This is a genomic window from Arthrobacter sp. UYCu723 (assembly GCF_054059215.1).
The window spans coordinates 511,021-531,101 of record NZ_JBSSBW010000001.1; the positions used below are offsets into that span (position 1 = coordinate 511,021).

A 20,081-nucleotide genomic window follows, 5' to 3' on the forward strand; every position below is an offset into this window, starting at 1 on the left:
GCGAACGTTTCCGCGGGGGGACCGGGACCGCCCTACTTGAGGAACAGCCTGCGCAGCCGTCCGGTGGTGAGCAGCAGCCCGAGGGCGATCATCACGAGGTAGTAGCCGATGTGCAGGGCCGTCGCCGGGGTGAACACCCCGACGCTGATCTGCCGGAGCAGCTCCACGCCGTGCCACAGCGGCATGGCCTGGATGAACCACTGGATGTACTGCGGGTACACGCTGAGCGGGTAGAAGGTGGCGCTGAAGAGGAACATCGGCAGCATCACGAAGTTGATCCAGTCCATCTGCTGGAAGGTCTTCATGAAGCTGGTGATGCCCATGCCGAAGCTCGCGAAGCCGAAGGCAATCAGCACCGAGGCCGGGATCATCAGGATGGCCCAGGGCGTGATGATGAGCCCCATCACGCCCATCACGGCGGTGAAGCCGGTGGCGTACATGAGCCCGCGCAGCAGCGCCAGGAAGATCTCCCCCATGGCGACGTCCAGCGGCCCCAGCGAGGTGTAGAGCATGCCCTGGTACAGCTTGGCGAAGTTCATCTTGAAGAAGACGTTCCAGGTGGAGTCGTAGACGGCTCCGTTCATGGCGGACACGGCCAAAAGCGCCGGAGCGATGTAGGCGGCGTAGGAGATTTCCTGGCCGCCGGGCCCCCTCACGGCACCGACGATCGCGCCCAGGCCCACGCCCATGGCGATCAGGTACAGCACCGGTTCGAAGAAGCCAGAGACAATCACCATCCAGTTGCTGCTCTTGGTGGCCATCAGCCCGCGGGCGACGACGGCGCGCACGTTGCGCGAGTAGAGCGGCCCGAAGCGCCGGTTGCGGGCGGCCTCCGTGACGCTGGAGTTCCCGGAATTGGGGCTTTCGACGACGGCGCTCATGAGCCCAGCCTTTTGGCGAACTGCCGCTTGGTCAGGATCCAGCCGACGACGGCGAGGACCAGCAGGAACACGAGGTGCGCGACGGTCAGCAGCGGGGCCTCCAGGTAGCCGTAGCTGACCACCCGGCCGAGCTCAGTGCCATGCCAGATCGGTGAGATCCAGCCGATCCAGCGGACGCCCAGCGGCAGGGTGTCCAGCGGGAAGAAGGTACCGGAGAACAGGAACAGCGGCATTACGATGAACCGCATGACCATGGCGAACTGGCCCTTGTCGTCCTTGATGGCTGCCGCGTAGGCCATCAGCGGCAGCCCGAAGGACAGCCCGGCGAGGGTGGCGACCAGGATCGAGACCCAGCCCCAGCCGCTCGGGGACGCCCCGAACAGCGCGACGACGGCGAAGTAAATGGCAGACTGCAGAAGGAAACGCACGGTGACGGCAATGACCTGCCCACCAGCGATCTGCTCCGGCGTCAGCGGCGAGGCGTGCGGGCCGTAGTAGACCCGGCGCCATTTGAAGCCGTCCATCACGGGGAACGTGAACTCGCTGGCCGCCGTCATGACCGTGGCCGAGACCAGCAGGGCCGGGGCGATGAAGGTGAGGTAGCTGACGCCGCCGAACGCCGAGGTGCTGTTCCTTTCCACGAGGGTGGCGAGGCCCACGCCCATCGCAAACAGGTACGCCACCGGCTGCCCGACGCCGTACATGATGATGGTCCAGCCGTAGCCCTTCATCACCCGGAGGACCTGCTCGGCGTAGTAGAACGCGCCCCACTTCCTGGCGCGGGCCGCCGAAACGGCCGGCGGGTGGGCGTGGAGCGTTGCCGCCTGCGCGGTTCCGTCTTTTCCAGTGACGGCCCGCTCAGTCAACTCTGCTTTTTTAGTCAACTCTGCTTTTTAGTCAACCAGGCTCCTGCCGGTCAGGCGCAGAAAGACGTCCTCCAGCGAGGACCGGCGCACCAGCGAGGTGACCGGCCGGAGTCCCCGGGCGGAGACCTGCTCGAGGGCGGCCTCGCCGTCGTGGGCATAAATCAGGACGCGGTCCGGGAGGGTTTCGACCCGCTCGCCGATGCCTTCGAGCTCGGCGCCAACGGTGGCGTTGCGCTCCGAACCGAAGCGCAGTTCGAGGACCTCACGCGTGGAGTATTCGCGGATCAGGCTCGCGGGCGAGCCCTCGGCCATGATCTTGCCCTTGTCCACCACGATCAGGCGGTCGCAGAGCTGCTCGGCCTCGTCCATGTAGTGGGTGGTCAGGATCAGGGTGACGCCCTGCTCCTTGAGCCGGAACAGCCGGTCCCACAGGATGTGGCGCGCCTGCGGGTCAAGGCCCGTGGTCGGTTCGTCCAGCAGCAGGATCCGGGGCTCGTTGATGAGGGAACGGGCGATCGTGAGCCGGCGCTTCATGCCGCCGGAGAGGGCGTCCACCCTGGACTTGGCCTTGTCCGTGAGCTGGGCGAACTCCAGCAGCTCATCCGCCTTGGGCCTGAGGTAGCTCATCGGCAGGCCGAAGTATCGGCCGTAGACCAGCAGGTTGTCCCGGACCTTGAGTTCCTCGTCGAGGTTGTCCTGCTGCGGCACCACGCCCAGGTGCGCGCGGACTTCCGGTCCGTTCAGGTCGGGGTCCAGGCCCATGATGCTGAGGGTTCCGGAGGTCCGCTGGGACACCCCGCCGATCATCTTCATGGTGGTGGACTTGCCGGCGCCATTGGGTCCAAGCAGCCCGAAGGCTTCCCCGGCGGGCACGCGGAAGGAGATACCGTCGACGGCGGTGACCTCGCCGTAGCGCTTGGTCAGGTTCTCGGCGGTGATGACATACTGCGGCGGGCCGGTTTCGGAGGGGCTGCTCAACGGCGCATCCTTGGGAGATGATTCCTTGGGAGAGGATTCTTTCGACACAAGTTCACGCACCCGCCCCACGTTAGTAGGTGCGTTCGAACAAGGAAAGAGCCCGACCGCTAAAAATCCAGACGTTTTCCGATGGTCAGGTTGGGGCTCGTGGTGGCGGAGCGGGGCCAGCGAAATCCCCGAAGGAACTCCGCTGGCCCAACCCCAGGCCGGCCTATTTCTCTGCGCCTATTTCTCTGCGCTTTTCTCTCCGCCGCGCAGTACCTGCAGGCGCTTCCGGTATTCGTTTTCGTCGATTTCCCCGCGGGCATAACGTTCCCGCAGCACGCCTTCGCCGCCCTGCGCCGCGGCCCAGCGACGGTTGGCGCGCCAGGTGCGCCTGCCGATGAAGATCAGCAGGCCGATGACCAGGATCCAGAACAGCGGGAACAGCAGGAACCATGGTGAGAACCCGCCGTCGGACCAGGGCCCGTGGGTTGCGATGGCGGCGGCAGGGGCGGCAATCGCGGCAGTCATTGAGGTAAGCATGTCAGTCGTCCAAACTCTCGGTTCGAGCCGTTTCCCGGCTCTGCATCGAGTCTTCTCCGCAGCCGCGCCCTCCGCATCCGCCGCGGGGAGTCACTTCCGCCGCGCGGCGTACTCCACCGGGAGACCGCAGGCCGCGCCGGCCGGCTGCACCCCAACGGGACCGTCAGCCGGTCCAGCCGGGGCGGACGAGGCCCGATTCGTACGCGAGGACCACCAGCTGCACCCTGTCGCGGACCTGCAGCTTGGCCATGATCCGCGACACGTGGGTCTTCGCCGTGAGCGGGGTGATGAAGAGCCGCTCCGCGATTTCCGCGTTGTTGAGTCCCTCGCCCACCAGCTGCAGGACTTCGCGTTCACGGTCCGTGATCTGGTCCGTGATCTGGTCCGTGACTTTGGGCCGGCTGGCGGCGCGGGACTGCACCGCCAGCTGCGCCATGATGCGGCGGGTCACCGACGGCGACAGGAGGGCGTCGCCGTCGTGCACCACGCGCACGGCGCGGAGCAGCTCCTCCGGCTCGGTGTCCTTGACGAGGAACCCCGCCGCACCGGCGCGCACGGCCTCCGCGATGTAGTCGTCCAGTTCAAAAGTGGTGAGGATGATGACCCGGGTTCCCGCGAGCCCCGGATCAGCCAGGATCCGGCGGGTCGCCTCCAGCCCGTCTCCGTGCGGCATGCGGATGTCCATCAGCACGACGTCGGGTTTGTCGCGTGCCGCCAGCCGCACGGCCTCGTCCCCGGTGCCGCATTCGGCCACGACTTCCATGTCCGGCTCGGCGCCCAGGAGTGCCCGGAATCCGGCGCGGATGAGCGTCTGGTCGTCGGCGATCAGGATGCGGATCATCGCGGTTCCTCCCCCGGGGCCCCGGCCAGCGGAAGGACCGCCCGCACGCGCCAGCCCGGCTCCAGGGACAGGAACTCCACGGCTCCGCCCAGCGCGGCGGCCCGTTCCCGCATGCCGGTCACACCGTTTCCTTCGGGGGCGCCGGCAGAGCCGCGGCCGTCGTCGTCGACCGTTAAGGTGAGACGTCCGGCATCGGGGCCGGCAGGGGCCTCAAGAACGACGGCGGCCCGGCTGGCTCCGGAGTGCCTCACCACGTTGGTCAGCGCCTCCTGCACGATCCGGTAGGCAGCCTCCTGCACGGCTGCGCTGAGCGGCCTGTCGATCCGCTGGTCCAGCCGCACCTCCAGCCCGGCCCGGCGGGCGTTGTCGGCGAGTTCGGGTAGTCTCTGGAGCCCCGGACCCGCGGCGGGGCGGAGCGGAGCGTCGTCACGCAGCACGCCCAGCAACTGGCGGACCTCGTCCAGGGATTCCTTGCTGGCCGTCTTGATGGCCTCCAGGGCAGGGCGGAACTGGTCCGGATCCCGGTCCCCCAGATGCAGGGCAACCGAGGCGCGGACGTTGATCATGGACAGCGAATGGGCCACCACATCATGGATGTCACGGGCCAGCGCCAGCCGGTATTCGTCCCGGGCGGCCTGCTCCCGGGTTTCCTGCTGGCGGCGCCTTTCGGCCACGCGTTCGCCGCGCAGCCGGGCTCCTTCCCCCAGCAGCACCAGGATAGCCAGCCAGGACGTTCCGGCCACCGCGCGGATCAGTGCACCTTCATCGCCCCTGGCCAGAAAAAAGGCAACCAGTGCGGCGGCGCAGGTGCCCGCCACCGTCCAGGTCTGCCACCGCCTGCCCGCGGCTGCCGAGAACACGATGGCCAGTGCCAGTGAGAGCAGCACCGGCCCCCAGGGATAGCCGGAGGCCAGGTAGATGATGGTTGCCGCGGCGGCCACCGGAAGCGTGGCTGCCGGTGCTCGCCGCCGGAGCGAGAGCGCGGCCGGCCCGGCCAGCAGCAGCGCGAAGGCCAGCACGTCCAGCGGCCGGTGATCAGGCTGCCGTGCCGCGGCGAAAACCGTGCCCACCACCTGGACCACGGCCACCGCAATCACCATGAAGCTGGTGGGCGGACCCTGGAATCGGCGCGGCATACTCCGAGCCTAGCGGCGGAGCCGGCCGGCGTCGTCTGCTGAACGGGGTAGGGCGCCTACTCCCGCGGGAGTAGGCGCCCTACCTTCGGTTCCGGGCCAAGCTCGACCGCCGGGATACCCGTCAGGCGATGCCTGAGCTGCTTTTCTCTGCCAATTGGCGTTCCGCGGTCTCCACCACGTTGGCGAGCAGCATGGCCCGGGTCATCGGCCCCACTCCGCCGGGGTTCGGGGACAGCCAGGCGGCGACGCCGGCCGCGGCGGGGTCCACGTCTCCGGTGACCACGGCTTTGCCGTTGCCGTCATCGACCCGGCTGACGCCGACGTCGAGCACTATGGCCCCGGGCTTGAGGTCCTCCGCCTTGATCATGTGCGGCTGGCCGGCCGCGGCGATCACGACGTCGGCCTGGCGGAGCTCGGCGGGCAGGTCCACCGTTCCGGTGTGGGCCAGGATGACCGTGGCATTGACGTCCTTGCGGGTCAGCAGGAGCCCCACCGGGCGTCCGATGGTCACCCCGCGGCCCACCACGAGCACGCGCTTGCCGCGGAGGCTGATTCCGTGCCGGGTCAGCAGTTCAACGCAGCCCTTGGGCGTGCAGGGCAGCGGCGACTTCATGGGTCCGCTGACGTTGGCCACAAGCCGGCCCAAGTTCATCGGGTGCAGGCCGTCGGCGTCCTTCTCCGGGTCCATGGCCTCCAGGACGACGTCCTGGTCGATGTGCTTGGGCAGCGGCAGCTGGACGATGTAGCCGGTGCATTCCGGGTTCTCGTTGAGCTCCCGGACCACGGCGAGCAGTTGGTCCTGGCTGGTCTCCTCCGGCAGGTCGCGGCGGATGGAGGTGATACCCACCTCGGCACAGTCCTTGTGCTTGCCGCCCACGTACCAGGTGCTGCCCGGGTCGGAGCCCACCAGGATGGTGCCGAGGCCGGGGACGATGCCCTTGGCCCTGAGGGCGGCCACGCGTTCGGTCAGTTCGGCCTTGATCGCGGCGGCGGTGGCCCTGCCGTCGAGGACCTGTGCTGTCTTAGCAGCGGTGCTTGCAGCGTTGGTAGTGGTCATACGGTCACCACTGCTCGTGCTGCGGGTACAGCGGGAAGTCGGCGGCGAGCTTGTCCACGCGGGCCTGCAGGGCTTCCACATCCGTGGCCGAACCGGATTTCAGCGCGGTGGCGATGATGTCCGCCACCTCGGTGAATTCCTCGGCGCCGAAGCCGCGGGTGGCCAGGGCCGGGGTGCCGATCCGCAGGCCGGAGGTGACCATCGGCGGGCGGGGATCGAACGGCACGGCGTTGCGGTTGACGGTGATGCCCACGGAGTGGAGCAGGTCTTCGGCCTGCTGGCCGTCCAGCTGGGAGTTGCGCAGGTCCACCAGGACCAGGTGCACATCGGTGCCGCCGGTGAGGACGGAGACGCCGGCGTCGGACACGTCCGCCTGGCTGAGGCGGTCGGCGATGATCCGGGCGCCTTCCAGGACGCGCTCCTGGCGTTCCTTGAATTCCTCGGTGCCGGCGATCTTGAAGGCGACCGCCTTGGCTGCGATCACGTGCATGAGCGGGCCGCCCTGCTGGCCCGGGAAGACGTTGGAGTTGATCTTCTTGGCCCACTCCTTCTTGGCCAGGATCACGCCGGAGCGGGGGCCGGCGAGGGTCTTGTGCACCGTGGAGGTGACGACGTCGGAGTGCGGCACCGGGCTCGGGTGCAGGCCTGCCGCGACGAGGCCGGCGAAGTGTGCCATGTCCGTCCAGAGCAGGGCGCCGACCTCATCGGCGATCGAGCGGAAGGCGGCGAAGTCGAGGTGGCGGGGGTAGGCGGACCAGCCGGCGATGATGACCTGCGGCTTTTCGGCAATGGCCTGCTCGCGCAGCTTGTCCATGTCGATCCGGAAGTTGTCTTCCTCGACCTGGTAGGCGGCGACGTTGTAGAGCTTGCCGGAGAAGTTGAGCTTCATGCCGTGGGTCAGGTGGCCGCCGTGTGCCAGCGAGAGGCCCAGGATCTTGTCGCCCGGGGTGATCATGGCGGAGAGGGCGGCGGCGTTGGCCTGGGCGCCGGAGTGCGGCTGGACGTTGGCGTATTCGGCGCCGAAGAGGTCCTTGACCCGGTCGATCGCGAGCTGCTCGGCGATGTCGACGTATTCGCAGCCGCCGTAGTAGCGGCGTCCCGGGTAGCCCTCGGCGTACTTGTTGGTCAGGACCGAGCCCTGGGCTTCCATCACGGCACGCGGCGCGAAGTTTTCGGAGGCGATCATTTCCAGGGTGCCGCGCTGGCGGCCAAGCTCCTGGGCGAGGACGGCGGCAATCTCGGGATCAAGTTCGGCCAGCGGCTGGTTGCTCACGGCGGTCGAGGAAAGGTTTACGGAAGTAGTCACGAAGAACTCCTGGCTAGGCAACGGTCACTGCTTAAGGTCAGGTTACCGGCTGGCCCGCTGCCGCGCCCCTAGATTACGGTCCCGGAGATCCGGGGCACGCGCCAAGGGCTGGCACCCGTTCAGGGGTGCCGACGGCGGGGCGGCAGCAGGCGCTGCCGACCGGCAAAACATGACCCTCGGCCCAGGCGTACGATCCGTGGTCTTCGTGAGTGCCGCTCCCTGGTGGTTAACCACCCAACGCCAGTTGCGACCGTTTAAGCCTACCCCAGGGCCCGAGGCTGTTGCCCCAGGCCCGTCGCACCCGCGGGTAGGCTGTCCTTCGTGACTGACGACCAGCTGACTGCTTCCTACATCCTGACTCTTTCCTGCCCTGACCGGCCGGGAATCGTGCATGCCGTCGCCGGGGCCCTCCTGGTGGCGGGCAGCAATATTACGGATTCCCAGCAGTACGGCAGCCAGAGCACCGGCACGTTCTTCATGCGGGTCGAGTCCACGACGGCGGCCTCCCACGCCGAGCTGCATGCCGCCCTTGAGCCCGTGGCCCAGGCCTTCGGCATGCAGTGGAGCCTCAACCCGGCAGGCCGGAAGGTCCGCACCCTGCTGATGGCCAGCACCTCGGCGCACTGCCTCAACGATCTGCTGTTCCTGCAGCGCTCCGGAACCCTGCCGATCGAGATCCCGGCCATTGTGTCCAACCACCAGGATCTGGAGGGACTGGCGAAGTTCTACGGCATCCCCTTCCACCACATCCCGGTCACGCCGGACACCAAGGTCCAGGCAGAGGACGCGCTGCGGGCGCTGATGGCGGAGCACGACATCGAGCTCACCGTCCTGGCCAGGTACATGCAGATCCTCTCCAACGAGCTGTGCACCGATCTGACCGGCAAGGCGATCAACATCCACCACTCCTTCCTGCCGTCCTTCAAGGGCGCCAGGCCGTACCACCAGGCGCACGCCCGCGGCGTGAAGCTCATCGGCGCCACGGCGCACTACGTCACGGCCGCCCTGGATGAGGGGCCGATCATCGAGCAGGAGGTCATCCGGGTGGACCACCGGCGCAGCGCCGAGCAGTTCGTCCAGATGGGCCGGGACGTCGAGGGCCGCACCCTCGCCCAGGCCGTGCAGTGGCACGCCGAACACCGCGTCCTGCTCGACGGGAACCGGACCGTTGTCTTTAGCTGACCCTGGTATTTAATGAGAGGTATGGCACGTTTGCGGGAGGACCGGCTGGCCGCGTTCGTATCCCTGCTCAAGTCCGAGGGCAGGCACTCGGTGCTGGGCCTCGACTGCGGCCCCGGCGCGGATGGGCTCCTCTTCGTCCAGTCCGGCATCCACTTCACCGGCGTGGATGCCTCGGAGGAACACATCCATTCGGCGCGTGCCCGCGGTCTGGAGGCCTCGGTGGCCGCAGCCGCCGCCCTTCCGTTCGCCGACTCGGCGTTCCGTTCCGTGTGGGCGGTGGATGCCCTGGCGGGACTGCCGCCGGAGAAGTGGGACGACGTCGTCCGCGAACTCGGGCGCGTGGCGGAACCCGGCGCCCCGATCGCCGTCGTACTCCCCGATCCCGGCCTCCCGGAACACAGCGAGGGCTTCACGGTCCTCCGCTCCCCCGCCTGACCCTCCCCGGCAACACCCGTTGAGCTATCAGTTGTGGTGGTTCCCAGCCGGGCTGAAGGACCACAACTGATAGCTCAACGGCCGGGGGCGTGTCCTAGGCTGGAGGCATGGCTCCTCTCTACGCATTCGCCGGCGACAGCCCGGCCGTCCATGACTCCGCTTTCATCGCGCCCACGGCCTCCGTGATCGGCAAGGCCACGCTGGCCGAGAACTCCAGCGCCTTCTACGGCGTCTCCGTGCGGGCAGACACCGCCGCCATCACCGTGGGCGCCGGGACCAACCTGCAGGACAACGTGGTGCTGCACGCCGATCCCGGCTTCCCCTGCACCGTCGGCTCGCGCGTCAGCGTCGGCCACAGCGCCGTCGTTCACGGCTGCACGGTCGAGGACGACTGCCTGATCGGCATGAGCGCCACGATCCTCAACGGCGCCGTGATCGGGGCGGGCTCCCTGGTCGCCGCCGGCGCAGTGGTGCTGGAAGGAACGGTCGTGCCGCCCCGCTCGCTGGTCGCCGGGGTGCCGGCCAAGGTCCGGCGCTCGCTGAGCGACGAGGAATTCGCCGGCGTCCAGCACAACGCGGCGCATTACCAGGAGCTGGCCCGGGCCCACCGGGAGCTGCACGGCTCCTGAAGAGCCGGCCAGCGGGAAGGGCTAATCCAGCGGGATCGGACCCATTTCGTCCAGCAACTCCCCCGGCCCCGGATTCCCGGCCGACGTCCGGCCGCCCAGGTGGTTGACGACACCCCAGACCGCGTTCAACCCGGTGGTGACGGCGCCTTCCGCCCACCCGGCCGTGAAGGAGACGTCGTCGCCGGCCAGGAAGATCCCGCGTTGCTCCGCCGGCAGCTTGTCCTGCTTGAAATGGGTGAAGAGCCGCTGCTGGTAGCGGTAGTGGCCCGGCAGGTTTGCCTTGAACGCCCCCATGAAGTTGGGGTCCGCTTCCCACGAGACGGTGATCGGCTGGCCGACGATGTGGCTGGCGATGTCGACGTCGGGGTAGATCTGGGCGAGCGAGTGCAGCATCAGCTCCACGCGCTCGTCGGCGTCCAGGGCCAGCCATTTCAGGGCGTCGTCGTTCCAGGTGTAGGACAGCAGGATCACTGCCGGCTGGTCCGGGCCGTTGTCAAGGAGGTACGTGGCACGGTTCAGCCGGTCCGTCAGCGTCATGGACATGACCTCGCAGCCCGTCCTGGGATCGATGTCCTTCCAGAAGGGCCGGTCCACCATCACAAAGGTCTTGGACGACTGCATGTAGTGCGAGCGCTCGATCGCCGTCCAGAGTTCGGCAGGGAACAGCGTTTCCTCGGTGTGGATCCGGGTGGACAGCAGCCATGACTGGCAGGTGGTCACGACGGCGGGATAGGCGGCCTCGCGGCCCCACCGCTCCCGGATCCGGAAGTCACCGCTGCCGTCCCGGGCGATCCGGTCCACGGCGCCGCGCGGGGCCCCGGCGTGCAGGCTCGCCAGGGAGGTCCCTTCCGGCCAGTGGGCCATGCCCGACGGCGCGTGCCGCCAGAGCGCCTCGGGGAGCCGTTGCGCTCCGCCGGCAATGAGCCGGTGCTGGTCGTCGGCGTCGGTGTAGACAACGCGCAGGATTTCCAGGATGGAGTTGGGGAAGTCCGTGTCCCAGCCTCCGGTTCCAAATCCCACCTGGCCGAACGCCTCGCGGTGGGCGAATCCGGCCTGCTTGAACGAGTCGCTGCCGGCGATGAAGCCGTAGAACGTCTGTTCGTCCAGGAGCGGAAGCAGCTCATTCCAAAGCTCCTTGATCCTGGCGGTGTCCCGGGCCCGGATGGCTTCCTGCATCTCGGTGAACCTGGCGCCGTCGTTGACGGCGGCTTTCCAGGCGTCCGCCACCTCCCGGAAGAACGGCGGGAGGTCCGCGGGGGTCCTGGCGTAGTACTTCTGCCCGGCGAGCTCGATCACGGTGCTGGAGGTCGCCGCCGCCAGCGGGTTGGGGAACTCGTCGGTTTCCAGCCCGAGCAGCTCCACATAGTGGTAGAAGGCCTTGCCGGAGACCGGGAACCGCATCCCGCCGAGGTCGGCGACAACGCCGGCGGCGGAGGGGAAGCTCGCGGTCCGCAGCCGGCCGCCGATCCGGTCCGCCTCGTACACGACCGGGCGGAGGCCAAGTTTCATCAGCTCGTAGGCCGTGACGAGCCCGGAGAGTCCTGCGCCGACCACGGCAACTTCGGTCCCGTACAGCCCGGCGGGGATGCTGCCCAGGCCCGCGGGATGGGCCAGGTAGTGGTCGTAGCTGAAGGGGAAGTCCGGATTCAGCATGGTGATGGGTGCTTCGGCGGCGCTGCCCGGCGCGTTCGGTCCGGGGGCCGGAAGTTCGGTGGCGGTGGTCATGAGTGGCTTGCTTTCATCGGTTCGGTTTCGGACGTGGTGGGCTCGGAGGGGGTGGCGCCGGATAGTTCACGGTATTCCTCGTGGCTCAGGGCCGCTACCCTCGAATTCCTGCGGCCGTAGCCGAAGTAGGCTGCCAGGCCCACCAGCATCCAGATGCCGAAGACCGCCCAGGTCTCGGCGCCCAGGTTGGCCATCAGGTAGGCGCACATCAGGGCGCCCAGGATCGGCGTCAGCGGAAACAACGGGACGCGGAAGCTGCGTTTGAGCTCCGGCCGGGTGCGCCGCAGGTAGATGACGGCGACGTTGACCAGGGCGAAGGCGAAGAGCGTGCCGATGCTGGTGGCGTCCGCCAGCGCGCCAAGCGGCACCAGGCCCGCGGTGAGTGCGACGGCGGCCCCCACGATCAGGGTCCCGGCAACCGGGGTGCCGGTGCGGGCCGAAACGCGGCCGAAGATCGTGGGAATCAGGCCGTCCCGTGCCATCGCCAGCAGGATCCGGGTCTGTCCGTAGAGAACCGTCAGCACGATGCTGGCGATGGCCAGCACGGCTCCGACCGCGAACACCAGCGCAATCCACGGCTGCCCGGTGGTTTCCTCGAGGATTTTCACGAGCGCGGCCTCGGTGCCGTCGAACCAGCCCCACGGCCGCGCACCGATGGCTGCAACGGCAACGAGAACGTAGATGGTGGTGACGATCAGCATCGAGAGCAGGATGGCCCGCGGCAGGTCGCGCTTCGGGTTCCGGGCTTCCTCGCCGGCCGTGGACGCCGCGTCGAAACCGATGTAGGAGAAGAACACCCGGGAGGCGGCGGCGGAGACGCCGGCGGCGCCCATCGGCAGCAGGGGCTCGAAGTGTGCGCCGTTGAAGGCGGTGAACGCCACCGCGCAGAAGAAAAGCAGGATGCCGACCTTGATCAGCACGATGGCCGTGTTGATCCAGGCGCTTTCCTTGGCACCGCGGACCAGCAGCACCATCGCGAGGACCACAATCACGATCGCCGGTGCGTTCAGCACCCCGCCGCCGCCGGGCGGCTGCGAGATGGCGTCCGGAAGCGTCAGGCCGAAGACGGCCAGGGCCTCGTTGACGTACTGGCCCGCGCCGACGGCGACGGCCGCCACGGAGACGGCGTATTCCAGCACCAGGCACCAGCCGCAGATCCAGGCCATGCCTTCGCCCATGGTCGCGTACGTGTAGGAGTAGCTCGAACCCGCTGCGGGCACCAGTCCGGCCATCTCGGCATACGAGACGGCGGAGAGCAGCGCAGCGAGTCCGGCGATCGCGAAGGAGATCCAGATGGCCGGGCCGGCCAGCGGGACGGATTCGCCCAGGATCACCAGGATGCCGGTGCCGAGGGTGGCGCCGACGCTGATCATGGTCAGCTGCAGCACACCGAAGCTGCGGACCAGCCGCGTGCCGCCGTGACCGGATTCGGCTTCGCTGACGAGCTGTCCGATCGGCTTCCGGCGAAGCAGCTGCGTCGTCAGGCCGGGACGGCTGGCGGCGGCCGCGGGCCGTTCCCGGTTGAGGGTAGGCACAGTCATCGTTGACGTCCATTCGTGAGTAGTGGTTGAGTTCCCCGTTTCAGCCTAGGGCTGTGAGCCAGCTCTCAAGTTGTGCAAAATGACCTATAGACTTCAGGCATGAGACGTATTGCACCACAACGGGCGGTTCGGTCCCGCTCGGCCGGCCGCGGCCTGCCGGACGGGGACAGCCATGCCTGCTGACGCCGGGGAGCGGCTCGGATTCGTCACCCTGGAGCAGTTCCTCCGGCAACTGCCGCCGGAACTCACTGTCCTTCACGACGGCGGCAACGGAGCGGAGCGGCTGCGCTGGGTGGAGCCCAGCGAACTCGAGGACCCCACCCCCTACCTGCTCGACGGCGAATTCCTGCTGACCGCTGGGCTGCCGTTCCTGGACCAAGGCGGCGACCCTGAACGCGTTGACGCCTATGTGGAGCGGCTGGTCCGGGCGCGCGTCGGCGCGCTCGGATTCGGCCTCGAACCCTACTTCGACGCCGTACCCGCCGCCGTCATACAGGCCTGCAGCCGGCGCAACCTCACGCTGGTCGCCATCCCCCAGACCGTCCCGTTCGCCGCCATCGGACTCGAATTCTCGCAGCTGCTGGAATCGGACAACGCCAAGACCTTCCGGCAGCTGGCCGACACCAACCGGCAGCTCATGCGCGCGGTACTGTCGGCCAGGCCCGAACACGAGCTCCTGGCGGCACTCGTGCAGCGCGTCCCGGTCTGGGCCGTCCTCGTCGGTGCGGACGGACGGGTCCGTGCCCGCGGCTCCGGCGGTGCGCACGGAACCGGCCCGGTACCGGGCGTGGAAGCAGCCGCGCTGCAGCCACTGCTGGCCAAGCTGCTGAGCGGCAGCGGTCCCCGGGTGGAGCTGGATTCCTTCGACGACGCCGGTTCGGCGCTCGTCTTCGGCCATCCGCTGCGCAGCTCCCGCGATGCCAACCTGGGCGCCCTGGTCCTCGGCACGGAGGCGCCGCTGACACCGGCGCAGAACAGCGTGGTCTCGGCCGCCGTCGGCCTCCTGGAGCTGCTGGTACGCCAGCGCACCAGCGGCTCGCTGGCCCCCAGCCAGCTCGCCACGGCCCTGCTCCTGCACCCGGAAAGTCACAGCACCGGCGGGACCCGGCACGTCAACGGCCTGAAGGACCTGCTGGCACAGAGCGTTTCTTCCACCCGCTCCGGGCAGCTGCGCGTTGTCCAGGGAATCAACCTGGCCGCTGCGGTGCGCGGCACCGGCGACAGCCCGGTCAGGGAACTGCTGGAATGGCGCAGGATGTTCGACACCAAGCTGGTGGAGATCACCGACTTCGGCTTCGCAGCCATCACCAGGCTGAAGGTCGACGACGCCCTGCTGGCCGACGTCGAGCGGCTGGGCTGGCGCCTGGTGGTCGGGAGTGCCACTGAATTCGCCGGCCTGGCGGAGGCCTACCAGCGGACGTCGTCCCTACGCGGCCGGGTGCGGACCAGCGGGCACAGCGTCCGCGTTGACGACGTCACCTGGTCCCTGACGGGGCTGCTGGGCAGCGAGGCGGGTGCCATGCTCGCCGCGCGGCTGCTGGCTCCCGTCCTCGCGCTGGAACCCGAGCGCCGGGACACCCTGCTGGGGATTCTCCGCGCCTGGCTGGGCGCGAACGGCAGCTGGGATTCCACGGCGAAGGTCACGGGACTTCACCGCAACAGCGTGCGCCGCCACATCCGGACGCTCGCGGAGCTGCTCGAGCTGGACCTCAACCAGGCGCAGGCCCGGGCGGAGCTCTGGATTGCCCTGCAGTACGTTCAGCTGCCCCAGGAGCGGTAGGTCTCCGGCCGGAGGTCATCCAGGTACGCCACGGGCTCTTCGCCGCCGGCCGGCTCCGGCAGCTCGGCGAACAGCAGCTCCGGACCTGTCCCGGCGCCGGCCAGCAGCGAGCCATCCGGAGCTGCGATCACGCTGCCGCCCAGGAAATCACAGCCGTCCTCCGTGCCGGAGTGGTTGGCATAGGCCACCGTGACATGGTTCTCCAGCGCCCTCGCCCGGACCAGCAGCTGGGGTACGGCCTCAAACCCCTCGGAAAGGGCTGTCGGCACCAGCACCAGCCGGGCACCCCGGACGGCGGCGGCACGGACGGTCTCGGGGAATTCGACGTCGTAACAGATCACCAGGGAGGTCCTGACCCCCTGGAAGTCCACCACCCCCGGGGCGTCGCCGGCCGGGGTGAAGGCCTGCTGTTCCTCCGCTCCGAACAACTGGACTTTCGCATAGCTCAGGAGTTCGGTGCCCTGCGCGTCCACGAGAGTGGCCGTGATCTGCCAGTCCCCCTCCCCGGTGACGGCCGGCAGGCTGTAGACCAGGGCGATGCCATGGCGGGTGGCGATACCGGCCATTGTCCGGCGGATGGCCGGGAGCGCCGCCGGGTCCAGCTCCGCGCGGATCCTCAACGGCGCGTAACCCACCGGGAACAGTTCCGGGGTGAGGAGCAGCTGCGCGCCCGCGGCGGCGGCCTTCCGGGCGGCCTCATCCACCGCGGCACAGTTTGCCTCTACGTCCAGCACGGCGGCATTCGCCTGCATCAGGGCCAGCAGCACCATTACCACCTCGGCATCTCGGGAGGTCCGCACCGGGGCGGCGGACGCGCGTTTCCTCCAGCCTAGCCACGCGACGCCACCGTGGCTCCGGTGCATTTCCGCCCATCCCGGGCGTCCGCGGGGCGGAATGCCCTGCCGTTGCCGAAGACACACCGCGCGGCTATGCGTTAACTTCTTGACTGCAAGCCTTGAATGGTGCACGCTTCTTTCCATGCCCTCACCAACGCGCTCAACGAGGAGCCGAACCAAAAACCCCGGATCGCAATCCGCCCTGCGGCACCTGAACCAGCAGCGGATCATCGAATGCCTGCTGAACGGCCCGTCGACCCAGGCCGAACTGGCACGGCAGACCGGCCTCTCCACCGCCACGGTGTCCAACATCGTCAGGATCATGCAGGACGCCGGACTGGCGTCCACCGAGCCGATCACCAGCTCCGGGCGGCGCGCCCTGAACGTCCGGCTCAACAGCAAGGGCGCAGTCGCCGTCGGCATCGACTTCGGGCGCCGGCACCTGCGGGTGGTCCTCGCATCCCTCAGCTACCACGTGATCGCGGAGGAAACGGTGCTGCTGCCGCTGGGCCACCATGCCGAGGAGGGCATCGCCGCCGCCGTCGGACTGCTGGACCGGCTGCTGGCGGACAGCGGCGTGGAACGCAGCGCGGTGGTGGGGGCCGGCGTCGGCATCCCGGGACCCATCGACCGCCGCACGGGGACCGTGGCGCAAGGCGCCATCCTGCCCGAATGGGTGGGCATCAACATCCTGCAGCGGCTCGAGAAAGCGCTGGATCTCCCGGTTTTCGTGGACAATGACGCCAACCTGGGCGCCCTGTCCGAGGTCACCTGGGGACCCCACAGCGGCATCAGCAACCTGATGTTCCTCAAGATCGGTTCGGGCATCGGCGCAGGGCTGATCCTCAACGGGCTGCCCTACTACGGCAACGTCGGCATCACCGGTGAAATCGGACATGCCACCATCCACGAGCACGGCCTCGTCTGCCGCTGCGGAAACCGGGGCTGCCTGGAAACCATCGCGTCCACCACCACCATGATCGAGCTCCTGGGCCGCGGCGAGGACAAGCCGCTGACCCCGGAGGACATCGTCCGGAAGGCCCTCGCCCGGGACTCCGCGACCCTGCGGGTGGTGGACGACGCCGGCCTTGCCGCCGGCCGTGCGCTGGGCAATGTGGCGAACCTGATCAACCCCGAAGTGATCGTGGTGGGTGGTCCGCTGGCCGGGCTGGGAGAGCTGCTGCTGGACCCGATCCGGAGGGGGCTGGTCCGCCACGCGGTGCCCGTGATCGGCGAGACCACCACCCTCACCATGTCCTCGCTGGGCGACCGGGCCGAAGCCCTCGGGGCCACGGCCCTGGTCTTCCAACACGCCGGAATCCGGCGGAATTAGTGTTTCGTTACCGGCCCGTTGCGTTAAAGACTTGACGACAAGGCCTGTGATCCAGTTTACTTTTTCATCAGATGGCCCAGCGGTTTGCAGGGCCGGACAACGAAGTCACACATTGGAGGCGTAAGGGCAGATGACGTCCCTCAACACGCACAGCGATCCGATAATCCTCGAGATGCGCTCCATCACCAAAGAGTTCCCCGGCGTTAAAGCATTGGCCGAGGTGAACCTGCGGGTGAAGGCCGGTGAAATCCACGCCATCTGCGGTGAGAACGGCGCCGGGAAATCCACCCTGATGAAGGTGCTCTCGGGCGTCTACCCCTTCGGCAGCTACACCGGCGACATCGTCTACCAGAGCGAAGTCCAGGAATTCAAGGACATCCGGGCCAGCGAGCACGCCGGAATCGTGATCATCCACCAGGAACTCGCGCTCATTCCGGAACTGTCCATCATGGAGAACATCTTCCTCGGCAACGAACCCGCCAAGCGCGGAGTGATCGACTGGGCGGAAGCCCGGATCCGCTCCACCGAACTGCTGGCCCGGGTGGGACTCCGGGACCACCCGGAAACCCCGGTCAAGGAAATCGGCGTCGGCAAGCAGCAGCTCGTCGAAATCGCCAAGGCCCTGAACAAGTCCGTGAAGCTCCTCATCCTGGACGAGCCCACGGCCGCGCTGAACGAATCCGATTCGCAGCACCTGCTGGACCTCATGCTCGGCCTCAAGGGCCGCGGCATCACGTCCATCATCATTTCCCACAAGCTCAACGAGATCGAGCAGATCGCGGACTCCATCACCATCATCCGCGACGGCAAGTCGATCGAGACGCTCGACGTCAAGGCCGACGGCGTCGACGAGGACCGCATCATCAAGGGCATGGTGGGCCGGACCCTCGAATCCCGGTTCCCGGACCACGAGCCGAAGATCGGTGACGTGTTCTTCGAGGTGAAGAACTGGAACGTGGGCCACCCGCAGATCCAGGACCGGATGGTCTGCAAGAACTCCAGCTTCTTCGTCCGCCGCGGCGAAATCGTCGGCGTCGCCGGCCTCATGGGCGCCGGACGCACCGAACTCGCACGGTCCGTCTTCGGCCGCTCCTACGGCCGCTTCATCTCCGGCCACATCTACAAGGACGGCAAGGAGGTCAACCTCAAGAGCGTCCGCCAGGCCATCGACGCCGGGCTGGGCTACGTCACCGAGGACCGCAAGTCCCTGGGGCTGAACCTGCTGGACGACATCAAGGCCACCACGGTCTCGGCCAACCTGAGGAAGATCAGCAAGCACAACGTGGTGGATGTCAACCAGGAATTCACCGTCGCCGAGCAGTACCGCAAATCGCTGCGGACCAAGGCACCGTCCGTGGAGGAGGGTGTCGCCAAGCTCTCCGGCGGCAACCAGCAGAAGGTGGTGCTGGCGAAGTGGATGTTCACCGATCCGGACCTGCTGATCCTGGACGAGCCCACCCGGGGGATCGACGTCGGCGCCAAGTACGAGATCTACGGCATCATCCAGCAGCTGGCCAACCAGGGGAAGGGTGTCATCGTCATTTCCTCGGAACTGCCCGAGCTGCTCGGGCTCTCGGACCGTATCTACACGATCTTCGAGGGCGCCATCACCGGCGTACTGGACAAGGACGAAGCAAGCCAGGAAAGCCTCATGAAACTCATGACTTCCGCCCGCAGGACCGCCTGACCCTCTGGGACCATCCAGAACACTCCGATCACTCCGGAAAACAAGGACTGAAACAATGAACGCGCTCAAGAAGCTCTTTGGCGGCAACACCCGCCAATTCGGCATGATCTTCGCCCTGGTTGCACTGATCGTCTTCTTCCAGATTTTCACCGAGGGCCGCACACTCACCCCGGGCAACGTCATCAACCTCTTCAACGGCAACTCCTACATCCTGATCCTCGCCATCGGCATGGTCCTGGTGATCATCGCCGGCCATATCGATCTCTCCGTCGGCTCGGTCGCGGCCTTCGTGGGCGTCAGCGTGGCGCTCTTCATCCGCGACTGGGGTATCCCCTGGTACTTGGGCATCCTGCTGGGGCTGCTGCTCGGGACCCTGATCGGGGCCTGGCAGGGATTCTGGACCGCCTACGTCGGCATCCCGGCGTTCATCGTGACCCTGGCCGGAATGCTCCTCTTCCGCGGCGCCAACCAGTTCGTCGGCAAATCGAACACCATCCCCGTCCCCAACGACTTCCAGTACATCGGCTCCGGCTACCTGCCCGAATTCGGGCCGAACACCGGCTACAACAACCTGACCCTGCTGCTTGGCCTGCTCGCCGTAGCCTGGGTGGTCTACAGCGAGATCCGATCCCGCCGCACCGCCAAGGCCCTGGGCGCCGAGGTCCCCGAAGCCTGGGTCACTATTACCAAGCTGGTCCTGGTCTGCGGCGCGATCCTCTACGCAACGTACCTGTTCGCCACCGGCCGGCCCGGAACGTCCTTCCCGATTCCGGGTCTGATCCTCGCCGTCCTGGTCATCATTTACGGCTTCATCTCCTCCAAGACCATCATCGGCCGCCACATCTACGCTGTCGGTGGCAACCGGCACGCTGCCGAGCTCTCCGGTGTCCAGTCCAAGAAGGTCAACTTCCTGGTCATGATGAACATGTCGATCCTGGCCGGCCTCGCCGGCATGATCTTCGTCGGCCGCTCCACCGCCTCGGGACCGTTCGACGGCGTCGGCTGGGAACTGGACGCCATCGCGGCCGTGTTCATCGGCGGCGCCGCGGTGACCGGCGGCGTCGGCACCGTGATCGGCTCGATCGTCGGTGGCCTCGTGATGGCCGTGCTGAACAACGGCCTTCAGCTCCTCGGCGTGGGCGCCGACCTGACCCAGATCATCAAGGGCCTGGTGCTCCTGATCGCCGTCGCGTTCGACGTCTACAACAAGACCCAGGGCAAGAAGTCGATCATCGGACTGATGATGAAGAACTTCGGCCGCAGCAGCACCGAGCTCCAGCCCGACGAGACCACATCCACCAAAGAGGTCATCTCCAAGGAAGCCTGAGCGGCGCCCTGTACTC

General features: G+C 67.7%; 18 protein-coding genes and 1 riboswitch. Of the genes, 7 read left to right on the top strand and 11 right to left on the bottom strand.

What is annotated here, in order from left to right; genetic code table 11:
• Positions 1-32 precede the first annotated feature (32 nt).
• The 8 genes from ACVWZ8_RS02290 to glyA all read right to left on the bottom strand — a co-directional run bounded on the left by ACVWZ8_RS02290 (position 33) and on the right by glyA (position 7,590).
• Positions 33-881 (bottom strand): ABC transporter permease, encoded by an 849-nt coding sequence (locus ACVWZ8_RS02290; protein ID WP_456503648.1) that lies wholly within the window; start codon positions 879-881, stop codon positions 33-35.
• Positions 878-1,747 carry an ABC transporter permease gene (locus ACVWZ8_RS02295; RefSeq protein ID WP_456505896.1) on the bottom strand — a complete coding sequence of 290 codons (870 nt, stop codon included), beginning with the start codon at positions 1,745-1,747 and terminating at the stop codon, positions 878-880. The genes ACVWZ8_RS02290 and ACVWZ8_RS02295 overlap by 4 nt, the downstream gene beginning before the upstream one ends.
• 27 nt (positions 1,748-1,774) lie before the next feature.
• On the bottom strand, positions 1,775-2,725 hold the full coding sequence (locus ACVWZ8_RS02300) for an ABC transporter ATP-binding protein (RefSeq protein WP_426976447.1): 951 nt from the start codon (positions 2,723-2,725) through the stop codon (positions 1,775-1,777).
• A 225-nt stretch (positions 2,726-2,950) separates the two neighbouring features.
• On the bottom strand, positions 2,951-3,238 hold the full coding sequence (locus ACVWZ8_RS02305; RefSeq protein ID WP_426976446.1) for an SHOCT domain-containing protein: 288 nt from the start codon (positions 3,236-3,238) through the stop codon (positions 2,951-2,953).
• Positions 3,239-3,413: 175 nt separating this feature from the next.
• Positions 3,414-4,091, bottom strand: coding sequence for a response regulator (locus tag ACVWZ8_RS02310; protein ID WP_426976445.1), 678 nt, complete (start codon positions 4,089-4,091; stop codon positions 3,414-3,416).
• Positions 4,088-5,227, bottom strand: a complete 1,140-nt coding sequence (locus tag ACVWZ8_RS02315) for a sensor histidine kinase (protein ID WP_426976444.1) — start codon at positions 5,225-5,227, stop codon at positions 4,088-4,090. The genes ACVWZ8_RS02310 and ACVWZ8_RS02315 overlap by 4 nt, the downstream gene beginning before the upstream one ends.
• 121 nt (positions 5,228-5,348) lie before the next feature.
• A complete protein-coding gene (locus ACVWZ8_RS02320; protein ID WP_456503649.1) occupies positions 5,349-6,284 on the bottom strand; it encodes a bifunctional methylenetetrahydrofolate dehydrogenase/methenyltetrahydrofolate cyclohydrolase in 936 nt (311 codons plus the stop codon).
• Between the two features lie 4 nt (positions 6,285-6,288).
• Positions 6,289-7,590 (bottom strand): serine hydroxymethyltransferase, encoded by a 1,302-nt coding sequence (glyA, locus tag ACVWZ8_RS02325; RefSeq protein WP_426976442.1) that lies wholly within the window; start codon positions 7,588-7,590, stop codon positions 6,289-6,291.
• 172 nt (positions 7,591-7,762) lie between these two features.
• Positions 7,763-7,848, bottom strand: a riboswitch (ZMP/ZTP riboswitch).
• 63 nt (positions 7,849-7,911) lie between these two features.
• Between glyA and purU the strand changes: the two genes are divergently transcribed.
• From purU to ACVWZ8_RS02340, 3 genes are all read left to right on the top strand, one after another.
• Positions 7,912-8,772, top strand: coding sequence for a formyltetrahydrofolate deformylase (gene purU, locus ACVWZ8_RS02330; protein WP_456503650.1), 861 nt, complete (start codon positions 7,912-7,914; stop codon positions 8,770-8,772).
• 21 nt (positions 8,773-8,793) lie between these two features.
• On the top strand, positions 8,794-9,207 hold the full coding sequence (locus ACVWZ8_RS02335) for a class I SAM-dependent methyltransferase (protein ID WP_456503651.1): 414 nt from the start codon (positions 8,794-8,796) through the stop codon (positions 9,205-9,207).
• A 107-nt stretch (positions 9,208-9,314) separates the two neighbouring features.
• Positions 9,315-9,836 (top strand): gamma carbonic anhydrase family protein, encoded by a 522-nt coding sequence (locus ACVWZ8_RS02340; RefSeq protein WP_456503652.1) that lies wholly within the window; start codon positions 9,315-9,317, stop codon positions 9,834-9,836.
• Positions 9,837-9,857: 21 nt separating this feature from the next.
• Here ACVWZ8_RS02340 and ACVWZ8_RS02345 read toward each other — a convergent pair whose 3' ends face one another.
• On the bottom strand, positions 9,858-11,561 hold the full coding sequence (locus ACVWZ8_RS02345; protein WP_456503653.1) for a flavin monoamine oxidase family protein: 1,704 nt from the start codon (positions 11,559-11,561) through the stop codon (positions 9,858-9,860).
• Positions 11,558-13,102 carry an amino acid permease gene (locus ACVWZ8_RS02350; RefSeq protein ID WP_456503654.1) on the bottom strand — a complete coding sequence of 515 codons (1,545 nt, stop codon included), beginning with the start codon at positions 13,100-13,102 and terminating at the stop codon, positions 11,558-11,560. The genes ACVWZ8_RS02345 and ACVWZ8_RS02350 overlap by 4 nt, the downstream gene beginning before the upstream one ends.
• A gap of 172 nt (positions 13,103-13,274) precedes the next feature.
• Here ACVWZ8_RS02350 and ACVWZ8_RS02355 point away from each other — a divergent pair, with 172 nt between their 5' ends.
• Positions 13,275-14,882, top strand: coding sequence for a PucR family transcriptional regulator ligand-binding domain-containing protein (locus ACVWZ8_RS02355; RefSeq protein ID WP_456503655.1), 1,608 nt, complete (start codon positions 13,275-13,277; stop codon positions 14,880-14,882).
• Here ACVWZ8_RS02355 and ACVWZ8_RS02360 read toward each other — a convergent pair.
• Positions 14,861-15,652: a nitrilase-related carbon-nitrogen hydrolase gene (locus tag ACVWZ8_RS02360; protein ID WP_426979823.1), complete on the bottom strand. Its 792-nt coding sequence runs from the start codon at positions 15,650-15,652 to the stop codon at positions 14,861-14,863. The two genes, ACVWZ8_RS02355 and ACVWZ8_RS02360, sit on opposite strands and share 22 nt — an antisense overlap.
• A gap of 208 nt (positions 15,653-15,860) precedes the next feature.
• Here ACVWZ8_RS02360 and ACVWZ8_RS02365 point away from each other — a divergent pair, with 208 nt between their 5' ends.
• The 3 genes from ACVWZ8_RS02365 (at position 15,861) to mmsB (ending at position 20,065) form a co-directional block, all read left to right on the top strand.
• Positions 15,861-17,051 (top strand): ROK family transcriptional regulator, encoded by a 1,191-nt coding sequence (locus ACVWZ8_RS02365; RefSeq protein WP_456503656.1) that lies wholly within the window; start codon positions 15,861-15,863, stop codon positions 17,049-17,051.
• Between the two features lie 130 nt (positions 17,052-17,181).
• The gene (gene mmsA, locus ACVWZ8_RS02370; RefSeq protein WP_456503657.1) at positions 17,182-18,738 is read left to right on the top strand and encodes a multiple monosaccharide ABC transporter ATP-binding protein; all 1,557 of its coding nucleotides are present in this window, start codon (positions 17,182-17,184) and stop codon (positions 18,736-18,738) included.
• Between the two features lie 55 nt (positions 18,739-18,793).
• Positions 18,794-20,065, top strand: a complete 1,272-nt coding sequence (mmsB, locus tag ACVWZ8_RS02375) for a multiple monosaccharide ABC transporter permease (protein ID WP_456503658.1) — start codon at positions 18,794-18,796, stop codon at positions 20,063-20,065.
• Positions 20,066-20,081: the final 16 nt, after the last annotated feature.

Bases quoted from the DNA above. Each gene is read 5' to 3' on its own strand.
- ACVWZ8_RS02290 (WP_456503648.1), bottom strand. From the start codon at position 881: ATGAGCGCCGTCGTCGAAAGCCCCAATTCCGGGAACTCCAGCGTCACG.
- ACVWZ8_RS02355 (WP_456503655.1), top strand. From the start codon at position 13,275: ATGCCTGCTGACGCCGGGGAGCGGCTCGGATTCGTCACCCTGGAGCAG.
- ACVWZ8_RS02305 (WP_426976446.1), bottom strand. From the start codon at position 3,238: ATGACTGCCGCGATTGCCGCCCCTGCCGCCGCCATCGCAACCCACGGG.
- ACVWZ8_RS02320 (WP_456503649.1), bottom strand. From the start codon at position 6,284: ATGACCACTACCAACGCTGCAAGCACCGCTGCTAAGACAGCACAGGTC.
- ACVWZ8_RS02310 (WP_426976445.1), bottom strand. From the start codon at position 4,091: ATGATCCGCATCCTGATCGCCGACGACCAGACGCTCATCCGCGCCGGA.
- ACVWZ8_RS02315 (WP_426976444.1), bottom strand. From the start codon at position 5,227: ATGCCGCGCCGATTCCAGGGTCCGCCCACCAGCTTCATGGTGATTGCG.
- ACVWZ8_RS02350 (WP_456503654.1), bottom strand. From the start codon at position 13,102: ATGACTGTGCCTACCCTCAACCGGGAACGGCCCGCGGCCGCCGCCAGC.
- mmsA (WP_456503657.1), top strand. From the start codon at position 17,182: ATGACGTCCCTCAACACGCACAGCGATCCGATAATCCTCGAGATGCGC.
- mmsB (WP_456503658.1), top strand. From the start codon at position 18,794: ATGAACGCGCTCAAGAAGCTCTTTGGCGGCAACACCCGCCAATTCGGC.
- ACVWZ8_RS02335 (WP_456503651.1), top strand. From the start codon at position 8,794: ATGGCACGTTTGCGGGAGGACCGGCTGGCCGCGTTCGTATCCCTGCTC.
- ACVWZ8_RS02340 (WP_456503652.1), top strand. From the start codon at position 9,315: ATGGCTCCTCTCTACGCATTCGCCGGCGACAGCCCGGCCGTCCATGAC.
- ACVWZ8_RS02365 (WP_456503656.1), top strand. From the start codon at position 15,861: ATGCCCTCACCAACGCGCTCAACGAGGAGCCGAACCAAAAACCCCGGA.
- ACVWZ8_RS02345 (WP_456503653.1), bottom strand. From the start codon at position 11,561: ATGACCACCGCCACCGAACTTCCGGCCCCCGGACCGAACGCGCCGGGC.
- ACVWZ8_RS02360 (WP_426979823.1), bottom strand. From the start codon at position 15,652: ATGGTGCTGCTGGCCCTGATGCAGGCGAATGCCGCCGTGCTGGACGTA.